Source organism: Candidatus Binatus sp., assembly GCF_030646925.1.
In the GTDB taxonomy this organism is placed as follows: domain Bacteria; phylum Desulfobacterota; class Binatia; order Binatales; family Binataceae; genus Binatus.
Genome location: NZ_JAUSKL010000107.1, coordinates 99,877 through 109,049 on the forward strand (window position 1 = coordinate 99,877; position 9,173 = coordinate 109,049).

At 61.3% G+C, this 9,173-nt stretch carries 10 protein-coding genes and 1 pseudogene; 9 read left to right on the top strand and 2 right to left on the bottom strand.

The features are described from left to right. The first annotated feature begins 6 nt into the window (after window positions 1-6). The 7 genes from Q7S58_RS18915 to Q7S58_RS18945 all read left to right on the top strand — a co-directional run bounded on the left by Q7S58_RS18915 (window position 7) and on the right by Q7S58_RS18945 (window position 5,600). Entirely contained in the window at window positions 7-468 is a 462-nt protein-coding gene (locus Q7S58_RS18915) for a hypothetical protein (protein WP_304829656.1), read from the top strand. A gap of 156 nt (window positions 469-624) precedes the next feature. Continuing rightward, window positions 625-1,329 (top strand): NADH-quinone oxidoreductase subunit I, encoded by a 705-nt coding sequence (locus tag Q7S58_RS18920; RefSeq protein WP_304829659.1) that lies wholly within the window; start codon window positions 625-627, stop codon window positions 1,327-1,329. 5 nt (window positions 1,330-1,334) lie between these two features. Then, the gene (locus Q7S58_RS18925; RefSeq protein WP_304829661.1) at window positions 1,335-1,580 is read left to right on the top strand and encodes a hypothetical protein; all 246 of its coding nucleotides are present in this window, start codon (window positions 1,335-1,337) and stop codon (window positions 1,578-1,580) included. 97 nt (window positions 1,581-1,677) lie between these two features. Continuing rightward, window positions 1,678-2,988 (top strand): phosphomethylpyrimidine synthase ThiC, encoded by a 1,311-nt coding sequence (gene thiC, locus Q7S58_RS18930; protein ID WP_304829664.1) that lies wholly within the window; start codon window positions 1,678-1,680, stop codon window positions 2,986-2,988. Next, a complete protein-coding gene (locus Q7S58_RS18935; protein WP_304829667.1) occupies window positions 2,975-3,457 on the top strand; it encodes a peroxiredoxin in 483 nt (160 codons plus the stop codon). Before thiC ends, Q7S58_RS18935 begins: the two co-directional genes overlap by 14 nt. Window positions 3,458-3,548: 91 nt before the next feature. Next, window positions 3,549-4,787, top strand: coding sequence for a molybdopterin-synthase adenylyltransferase MoeB (moeB, locus tag Q7S58_RS18940; RefSeq protein WP_304829670.1), 1,239 nt, complete (start codon window positions 3,549-3,551; stop codon window positions 4,785-4,787). A gap of 111 nt (window positions 4,788-4,898) precedes the next feature. Beyond that, complete coding sequence (locus Q7S58_RS18945; protein ID WP_304829673.1) at window positions 4,899-5,600, top strand: histidine phosphatase family protein; 702 nt, start codon at window positions 4,899-4,901, stop codon at window positions 5,598-5,600. A gap of 20 nt (window positions 5,601-5,620) precedes the next feature. Here the strand turns inward: Q7S58_RS18945 and Q7S58_RS18950 are convergent, their stop codons facing one another. Further along, entirely contained in the window at window positions 5,621-6,814 is a 1,194-nt protein-coding gene (locus Q7S58_RS18950) for a VWA domain-containing protein (protein WP_304829677.1), read from the bottom strand. Between the two features lie 210 nt (window positions 6,815-7,024). Between Q7S58_RS18950 and Q7S58_RS18955 the strand changes: the two genes are divergently transcribed. Next, the gene (locus tag Q7S58_RS18955) at window positions 7,025-7,387 is read left to right on the top strand and encodes a PAS domain S-box protein (RefSeq protein WP_304829679.1); all 363 of its coding nucleotides are present in this window, start codon (window positions 7,025-7,027) and stop codon (window positions 7,385-7,387) included. A gap of 150 nt (window positions 7,388-7,537) precedes the next feature. Continuing rightward, window positions 7,538-8,758, top strand: a complete 1,221-nt coding sequence (locus tag Q7S58_RS18960; protein ID WP_304829682.1) for an LLM class flavin-dependent oxidoreductase — start codon at window positions 7,538-7,540, stop codon at window positions 8,756-8,758. Between the two features lie 135 nt (window positions 8,759-8,893). Here Q7S58_RS18960 and Q7S58_RS18965 read toward each other — a convergent pair. Continuing rightward, window positions 8,894-9,173: pseudogene (locus Q7S58_RS18965) on the bottom strand (hypothetical protein); the annotation flags it as partial.

Below are 9,173 nucleotides of genomic sequence, written 5' to 3' on the forward strand. Positions count from 1 at the left end.
CGCGGGATGAAGTTCCACAAGATCGCGGTCGGGCTGATGGCGGTCGTGCTGATGCTCGCGATCCCGCCATTTACGCGCGCGCAGGCAGCCAACGACGACGATGCCGAGATGTCGGAATCGGATAAGGCCGATGCCGTCGTCCGGCGCCATAAAAAGGAGATCAAGAAAATACCGCACGTCGCGAACGTCGAGGCGGATGAGACAGACAGCGGCGAGATCGTAATCAACGTCGAGGTCGATAAGCAGAAGAACGTCGATGAGGTCGCGCGCAAGGTTCCGTCGCGCATCGAGGGCTTCGCAGTCGATGTGATCGCCGAGGACGAAGAGGAAACTGTAAGCGATCGAGCGTTCTCATCGAGCTCCGATCCGTCAAGCGAGTTGAACCGTGGCGAGCTAAAAGCGGGCGAGAATGTCGTATCCGGCGCGACGAACCCCGACGCGCCGCCGAGACCGGCAGCATCGCGTTAAGACAGTTGCGCGGCGAACATCCATTCAAACCGCGCCAACTTGACTGCAATTCCAGCGGGTACTTATAGTTGAGCACTTGGACTCCACCGTTTTCGGCGGGTCGTGCTTCGAACGCCGAAACCCAATCCAGACCTAGGATTTCGCGCTGGTCCACCAATGAAGAGAAAGGAAGAAATGACCTTTTGGGAGAAGATTTATCTCCCCGAAATCCTGAAAGGCCTGGCCGTCACCAACTACCACTTTCTCCGGAATTTTGGGCTCCACACGGCCCATCTGTTCGGGCTCAAGAAGAGCGTCAACGCGACCTCGACGACCCAGTATCCCGAGGAACGCAAGCGTTATCCGGATAATTTTCGCGGCAGTCATCGCCTCACGCTGCGCGAGGACTCGTCGGTGCGATGCACCGCCTGCTTTCTCTGCGCGACCGCCTGCCCCGCGCAATGCATCTATATTGAAGCCGGCGAGTCGCCTGATCCTCAAATCGAAAAATACCCGCTGCGGTATGAAATCGACACGCTGCGATGTATCTACTGTGGACTCTGCGTCGAGGCATGCCCGTGCGACGCGATTCGGATGGATACCTACGTTCATCCGCGCATCTGGGGCTTCGACCGCCGCGACTTCGTCGAAACCAAGGAACAACTGATGCATCGGTCGCGCGTGCTCGCCGAGAAAGGCCGCGACGGCAACATGAACGAGATGCTCGAGTGGTACGCGGAGCAGAACGCCGAGGTCTATAATCCGCAGCGTCCTGAGCTTCGAACCTACACCAATCGCGACGTGCCGAAGCATTATGCGGAACCGGCGGAGACCGACGAACTGCCGGCTATCGATCGCCACCAGGAACGAACCGCCAAGTAGCCACGATGACTCGAGTCACAATCCTGCTGACGCTGGCGGGTCTCGCCGTGCTGTTTGTCGCCTACGCGCAAGGCGTTCACGCGATCCACGGCGGCAGCGTGATTACGCATATGTACTGGGCGACGGCGGCGATCTCGCTGGTGGCGCTGGCGAATTTTATCGCGGTGGCGCATCTCGCGCGGTCGGAGCGGATGATCCAGGAACTGCGCGCGTTGTGCGACAAGAACGGAATCGACTACGGTGAAGATTAGGCCGAACTTCAGTCGCGAGTTTTCGGCTATACTGAAAGAGCTTCGGCGACGCTGATCGATGTGCGCCCACAGTATCGACGGCCGCAAAGGTGACGCAATGACCCAGATAGAAGCCGCACGCAAAGGCATAATCACTCGCCAGATGACCGAGGTGGCAGAGGACGAGGGCCTCCCCGCCGAAGAAATTCGCGCGCTGGTCGCGACTGGCGAAGTCGTCATCCCGCACAACCATCATCACGAATTCCGCGCGATCGGAATCGGCAAGAATCTGCGCACCAAGGTCAACGCCAACATCGGCGCTTCGAATTTTCATCAACTGATCGAGGAAGAAGTCGAAAAACTTTACACCGCGGTCCGCTTCGGCTCCGACTCGGTGATGGATCTTTCGACCGGCGCCGACCTCGACAAGATTCGCGTCGAGATACTCTCGCGATGCCCGGTGATTCTCGGCACGGTGCCGATTTATCAGCTTGGTTCCGAGCGTTCGATCATGGAGATGGACGCGGAATTTTTCCTCGACGTGATCGAACGGCAGGCGCGCCAGGGCGTCGATTACATGACGCTGCATTGCGGCGTCACGCGCGAGAGCGTGAAGCGGCTGCGCGGGCACCATCGGATCGAAGGAATTGTGTCGCGCGGCGGCGCGATGCTGGCGGCGTGGATCGAGCGGACCGGCAACGAGAATCCGCTCTACGAGCACTTCGACGAAGTGTGCGCCGTGCTGCGCGAGCATGACGTGACGATCTCGCTGGGCGACGGCTTGCGTCCGGGTGCGACCGGCGATGCCACCGATCGCGGGCAGCTCGCGGAATTGCTGGTGCTAGGCGAGTTGACCGAACGGGCGCGCGCGCTGGGCGTGCAGGTGATGATCGAGGGTCCGGGGCACGTGCCGCTCGATCAGATCGAAGCCAACGTGAAACTCGAGAAGCGGGTTTGCGGCGGCGCTCCCTTCTATGTGCTGGGTCCGCTGACTTGCGATGTCGCGCCCGGCTATGACCACATCACCGGTGCGATTGGCGGGGCGATCGCGTCGGCGGCGGGCACCGATTTTCTTTGCTACGTCACGCCGGCGGAGCATCTGCGATTGCCTGATATCGACGACGTGCGCGAGGGCGTGATCGCGACGCGAATCGCGGCGCACTCGGGCGACCTGGTCAAGGGCGTGCGCGGCGCAAAAGTCTGGAACGATCAGATGTCGCGTTATCGCAAGGCGCTCAATTGGGAAGGGATGTACGCGATGGCGATGGATCCCGACAAGGCGCGCCGCTACAAGGAAGAAAGCGAAGCGGCGGGCAGCAACGTTTGCACGATGTGCGGCTCGCTCTGCTCGATCAATATCGACAATGCGGCGCTGAAGTTCACCAAGAAGCGCGCGCTGGCGGAGGCGCCCGCTCATGCCGCCGGCTGAGGTGAACGGCAAACCGGATCCGGAAGCGCTCGAACTCGCGCTGCCGGATCAGAGCGGCGAAATTCGCAAGCTTGCGGATTTTCGCGGCCGCAACGTGATCGTCTATTTCTACCCGATGGACGACACGCCGGGATGCACCGTCGAGGCGAAGGAGTTTCGCGACTCGTTCGAGCAGTTCGAAGAGCTGGGCTGCGCGATCGTGGGCGTCAGCACTGATTCCGTCGCGCGTCATCGCGCGTTCGCAGACAAGCACGACTTCCCGTTTATCCTGCTGTCGGACGAGGGTGGCCGCCTCGCCGATGCGTTCGGCGTGCTGAAGGGCTCGCGCGCGGCGCGGACGACTTTCGTGTTCGATCGCGGCCTCCGGATGCGCACGACGTTTCGCGACGTGACGCCGCGCGGGCATGCGGCGCAAGTGCTCAATTTCGTCCGCACGCTGGTCGAATCTCATCGGATGCTCGGCGGCTGACGCCCCAATCGCGCGGCCTAGCACGGAGTCGCGCGATGGTTATAGTTGTATATTGAAACCGGCTACTCCGGCCGCGGATGGATAGATCTCTATGGCGAAATCCTCAAAAAATATTCTCGACGAAGCGCGCTCCTCGATTAAGCAAATCGATATCGATGAAGCGCGCCGGATGATCGAAAAGCCGGGCACCGTGCTGCTCGACGTGCGCGAAAGCGACGAGTGGCGGCAGGGGCATATTCCGCAGGCGGTCGGCATTCCGCGCGGATTCCTGGAGTTGCGAATCGAGGAAAAAGTCCCTGACCACAAGACGCCGGTGATTCTGCAGTGCGCGTCGGGCACGCGCTCGCTGCTGGCGGCGCGAACGCTGCGCGAACTCGGTTACGACAACGTTTACAATCTCACCGGCGGCTTCAACGCGTGGAAGGACCGCGGGCTGCCGTGGATCGCCGACCGCAATTTCACGCAGGACGAACTCACCCGCTACGCGCGTCATTTTGTGATTCCCGAAGTAGGCGAGAAGGGACAGGCCAAGCTGCTCGATTCGAAGGTGCTGCTGCTCGGCACGGGCGCGCTCGGCTCGCCGTCGGCGCTGTATCTCGCGGCGGCGGGCGTCGGCACGATTGGACTGGTGGATTTCGACGTCGTCGATATGTCGAATCTGCAGCGGCAGATAATCCATACGACGGAACGGGTCGGGATGCTCAAGACGGAATCGGCGCAGAAGCAAATCAACGCGCTCAATCCGGGCACCAAAGTGATTCGGCACGACGTGCGGCTCACGTCCGAGAACGCGATGGAGATCATCAAGGACTACGACGTCGTGGTGAACTGCGGCGACAATTTTCCGACGCGCTACCTGATCAACGACGCGTGCGTGTTCGCAAAGAAGCCGCTGGTCGATGGCGCGATCTACCGCTTCGAGGGCAACACCACGGTTTTCTACCCGGCCAAGGGCGGACCCTGCTATCGATGCCTCTATCCGGAGCCGGCGCCGCCTGACATGGCGCCCTCGTGCGCGGAGGCGGGCGTGCTCGGCGCGATTCCCGGACTGATCGGATCGATCGAAGCGCTCGAGGCGATCAAGCTGCTGATCGGCGCGGGGCATCCGCTGATCGGCAAGATGGTGTACTTCGACACGCTGTCGGACAAGGACTTCGTGCGAGTGCTGAAGATTCGCAAGGATCCGAAGTGCCCGGTCTGCAGCGAGCATCCGACGCAGACGACGCTGATCGATTACGAGGCGTTCTGCGGCCTCGCTCCGGCGAGCAACGGCGCATCGCATGCCGACGTCGGCGTCGCGCACGCGGCTGAGGGAGCATCGGCGCGCTAGCTCTGGTTTCTTGAGTCGAAAATCTGGTTTGATGGCGGCGGACGCTTATCACGGCGTTCGCCGCAGTTTTTTTGCCGCGGATTTCTTCGAGTTGCTCGGGAGCTAAACTGAATGGCGCTTGGACCATTTTACGTCGCGGATAAAATAAGGCATGGAGTCGGAATGAGAGGAGTCGCGTTGTTTATGCGCCACGGCGAGACCGCGTGGAATCGCGAAGGCCGCGTGATGGGCCGCGTTCCGATCGATCTCGATGAAGACGGCCGCGCACAGGTGGCGGCCTCGATTCCGTTCGCGAGGCTGATTGCGCCCGACTTGATCGTCACGAGTCCGTTGCCGCGCGCACGCCAATCGGCGGAGATCATCGCAAGCGGAGTCGGCGGCGTGCAGATAGTCGAAGAGGAGCAAATCGCGGAAGTTCAGTACGGGCGATGGGAGGGGATGGTGTACGACGACCTGATCGACGACCCCGACTATCGGCACTATCGCAAGCATTCGCTCGATACGCCGACGCCCGGCGGCGAGACGATCGCGCAGGTGCAATCGCGCGGAGTCGAGGCGGTGAATCGCGCGGTCGCGGCGCACGAGGGCCGACGCATCCTGTTCGTCTCGCACGGCGACATAATCCGCACGATTTTATGTCATTACATGGGAATGGAGCTGGCGAACTTTCGGCGCATCCGGGTGGACAACGCGACGTTCTCCGCGATTCAGATCATCGGCGACTTCGCCGAAATCAAATTTCTGAATCTGCTGCCGGACCCCGGGCGCGCTTTCGTCGCGCCGTTCGTATCGAAGAAGAGCAAGCCGGTTTAGGATCGCGCGATGCGATCGGCTCAGGGAATCGCGCTGCTGCCAGAAGGATCGTAGGAGGCTGATTCCGAGTGGCGCCCGCCGATTTCGATTCCTTTGCGCACGCGAACATCGGCGCTTGGATTGCCGGGAACGTCAACGCGCAGACTGCGATATCCGCCCGAAGCGGCATCCGGCGCGACGAATCCAACCGTGTACTGCTCGCGCAACTCGAGGCTGATACTCTCGCAGGCGCGCCGCAGCAACTCACCGTCGCCGACCTGCCTGACGATGTAAGTCTTGGCGCCGCTCTCAGTCGAAAGCTTTTGCAGCGTTTGCGCATCGACGCGATCGAGCTCCGTGCCGCCGACGATGAACGGCCCGACCGCGATCGACAGCCCCGACGCGTTGGGATCGCCGATTCCGATCGAATACACCAGCACGCCCATCCGCCGCGCCTGCGCGACGACTGCTTCGACCGAGGCTGAGCTCGAATTGTCCATTCCGTCGGTCACCACGAGCAGAGCTTTCTTGTCGTAGCGCCCGTGCTGGACCATCTGCAGGCCCTGCATGATCACGTCGAACAGCGCGGTCTGTCCGTAGGCATGCAGCAGCGCAAGCCGGCGCATTACGAGGTCGTGATTGATCGTGAACGGCTGCAGCAGAAACGGCTTGCTCGAGAACGCAAACAGAAAGATGTCATCCTTGTCGTTCAGATTGCGGATGAACTGCGCGATTGCCGCGCGCGCCTGCACGATCTTGGGCGTCATGCTGCCCGATGTATCGACCAGAATCCCAATCGAGACCGGAGTGTTCAGATCCTGGCGAAAAAACTGGATCGGGCGCTGCTGGCCGTCCATGTAGAGCTTGAAGTCGTCCTTCTGGAGCCCGGTTACGTAGGTGCCGTTGGGATCGGTGACGGTGACCGTGACCTGCGCATAGCCCGGCTGTTCGCGCAATTGCCGCGACGGGATGACGAGTTCCTGCCCGCCTTGCGGAACCTGCGGCGGGATGTTGAGCGCGCCGCCCTGTTGCTGCTGCTGGCGCGGTACCGCCGGCAGTTCGAGCGTGGAACTTTGCTGATTCTGATTGGCGGGGATTTGCTGGCGCGGCGGCGGCACGCTGCCCTGCTGCTGCGCATTCGCCGGCATCGACGCCGCGATAAATATCGTGAGCATCGCCGCAAAAATCGCGACTACCCTCGAGCTGTGCCGCGCGTGATTGCTTGATTTTGTCATCGGATGCGAACCCGCCGAAAGCGCTCCTTCTCAATGATCCTATTTGCCCCCGCTTTGGGCAAGCTGGTCATTTTCCGGCGCTCTCGGGACAGTCCGAGTCTTCACATATGATTGGACGAATTCGCGACCCTGATGTTTCAGAATTTCAGCCCGCAACGTTGAAACAATTCGACGCGCGGCCTAGCATTACCGCAATCCTGCACCCAACCGATGAGCCAACCGCCAAAAATCGATCCCCTCGCGCCCGCTGCTCAACGCGATACCGCGCTCACGATGGATAGCGCCGGGTTGGTGATCGAGTGGAGCGACGATGCCGAAGCGATTTTCGGCTGGAGCAGCGCCGACGCGATCGGCCGCCGGCTCTCCGAATTGATCATTCCTGAGCGCCTTCGCTCGATGCATGAAGCGGGATTGAAGCGGTTCATGGCCGGCGGACCGGGCACGGTGCTGAATCGCGCGATCGAGATTGCGGCGATCGACCGCGACGGCCGCGAGTTTACGGTCGAGGTCCATATCACTCCTGAAAAGACTGCTCACGAGCTTAGGTTCGCGACGTCGGTGCGCAAGCTTTAGCGACCCGCGCGAATCCATCGAGGCGGGCTCTGCCGCACAATCGACCGAGCGACGGCGATTTATTGTTTTGGCGCCGATTTCAGCCTAAGTTGAAAAATCGGCCCATCGTCACAGCCTGCCCGCGGCGAACCGGCAAAGCGAGGATCAATGATGAAGTTCGGAATATTCATGGCGCCGTTCCATCGCGTCGGCGAAAATCCGACGCTGTGTTTCGAGCGCGACATGCAACTGATCGAATGGCTCGACGATCTCGGCTACGAAGAGGCGTTCATCGGCGAGCATCATTCGTCGGGCTGGGAAACGATCTCGTCGCCGGAGATTTTCATGGCGGTGGCGGCGGCGCGCACGCGCCGAATCATGCTGGGCTCGGGCGTCGTGAGCATCCCGTATCATCATCCGTTTCACGTCGCGAACCGGTTCGCGCTGCTCGACCATCTGACGCGCGGGCGCGTGATGCTCGGCTGCGGTCCGGGAGCGTTGGCCGGCGATGCGCGGATGCTGGGGATCCAGACGACGACGCAGCGCAAACGGATGGTCGAAGGCGTCAAGGCGATCATCCGGCTGTTCACCGAGGAAGGAAAAATTTCAATCGACGGCTCGTACTTCAAACTCGTCGATGCGCACTTGCAGGTGAAACCGTTTCAGCAGCCGCACATGCCGATCTTCGTCGCGAGCACGATCTCGCCGTCGGGGATGGTCGCGGCGGGAGAGTTGGGGGTTGGCGTGCTCTCGGTCGCATCTTACGCGCCGAGTGGACTCGACGATCTGGTCAGGCGCTGGGCGATGGCCGAGGAGACCGCCGCCGAACACGGCAAATCAGTCGATCGGAAGAACTGGCGGCTGGTGTTTCCGATTCATCTGGCGGAGACGCGCGAGGAAGCGCTGAACGATATTCGCGCCGGCGCGAACCGCTGGATTCACGAATACTTCATCTCGACGCTGGGCGCGCGCTTGCAGTTCGAAGAATATCCCGGCCAGCCGGTCGAGGAGATGACGGTCGATCGCATGGTTGCGCGCGGCGGCACGATCATCGGCACGCCGGACGACGCGATCGCAAAAATCAAGGAACTGCAGCAGGCGACCGGCGGCTTCGGCGGCCTCCTGGGCTTGGCGCATGAGTGGACCACCCGCGAGAAGACGTTGCGCTCATACGAGCTGTTCGCCAGATACGTTGCGCCGCAGTTTCAGGGTCCGGTCGCGAGCCAGGTGCAGTACTCGAACGAGTGGGCGCGGGAGCATCGCGACGAGTTGTTTTCCAATGCGGTCGCGGGAGTGCTCACCGCGATGCAGGAGTACGCGCAAGGCAAAATCGAAAAGGGCGAGCCGGTGCCCGAGATGCTGACGATGCCGCCGACTCGAATCCGTCCGTAAACTCGCGGTCGAAGTCTGGATCGCGGGTCGAGGCACTCGGTGGAGCTTTTGATTCGTTCCACGCGACCTTGCTGGGCTGATTAGACATTACTTATCCGGGATGAAACAACGAGTGGTACAGATGACCGCCCTCGATCAGGCGATTGTCGGCCATCTTCGCCGGAGTATGGAAGCGCGGGTTGTATCCAGCACCGCCAGCGCTGCACGGTTTACATCGACTATCTCTCTGAAGTCTCTGAGTTGTCCTTTGATCCCGGCTGCATGAAGCGTCGCCAGCAGGGCCGCCGCTGAGGTCAGCAAAGTATTGTGAGCCTGGACTGTTTCATCGTACGTGCCGAGAGATGCGCCAGCGCACTGTCCACGAAGGCAATGCAAGTAGTGGCGGAAGGCCGCTTGCTCCGTGAAACCTGAGGAT

Bases quoted from the DNA above. Each gene is read 5' to 3' on its own strand.
- Q7S58_RS18915 (WP_304829656.1), top strand. From the start codon at position 7: ATGAAGTTCCACAAGATCGCGGTCGGGCTGATGGCGGTCGTGCTGATG.
- Q7S58_RS18920 (WP_304829659.1), top strand. From the start codon at position 625: ATGAAGAGAAAGGAAGAAATGACCTTTTGGGAGAAGATTTATCTCCCC.
- Q7S58_RS18925 (WP_304829661.1), top strand. From the start codon at position 1,335: ATGACTCGAGTCACAATCCTGCTGACGCTGGCGGGTCTCGCCGTGCTG.
- thiC (WP_304829664.1), top strand. From the start codon at position 1,678: ATGACCCAGATAGAAGCCGCACGCAAAGGCATAATCACTCGCCAGATG.
- Q7S58_RS18935 (WP_304829667.1), top strand. From the start codon at position 2,975: ATGCCGCCGGCTGAGGTGAACGGCAAACCGGATCCGGAAGCGCTCGAA.
- moeB (WP_304829670.1), top strand. From the start codon at position 3,549: ATGGCGAAATCCTCAAAAAATATTCTCGACGAAGCGCGCTCCTCGATT.
- Q7S58_RS18945 (WP_304829673.1), top strand. From the start codon at position 4,899: ATGGCGCTTGGACCATTTTACGTCGCGGATAAAATAAGGCATGGAGTC.
- Q7S58_RS18950 (WP_304829677.1), bottom strand. From the start codon at position 6,814: ATGACAAAATCAAGCAATCACGCGCGGCACAGCTCGAGGGTAGTCGCG.
- Q7S58_RS18955 (WP_304829679.1), top strand. From the start codon at position 7,025: ATGAGCCAACCGCCAAAAATCGATCCCCTCGCGCCCGCTGCTCAACGC.
- Q7S58_RS18960 (WP_304829682.1), top strand. From the start codon at position 7,538: ATGAAGTTCGGAATATTCATGGCGCCGTTCCATCGCGTCGGCGAAAAT.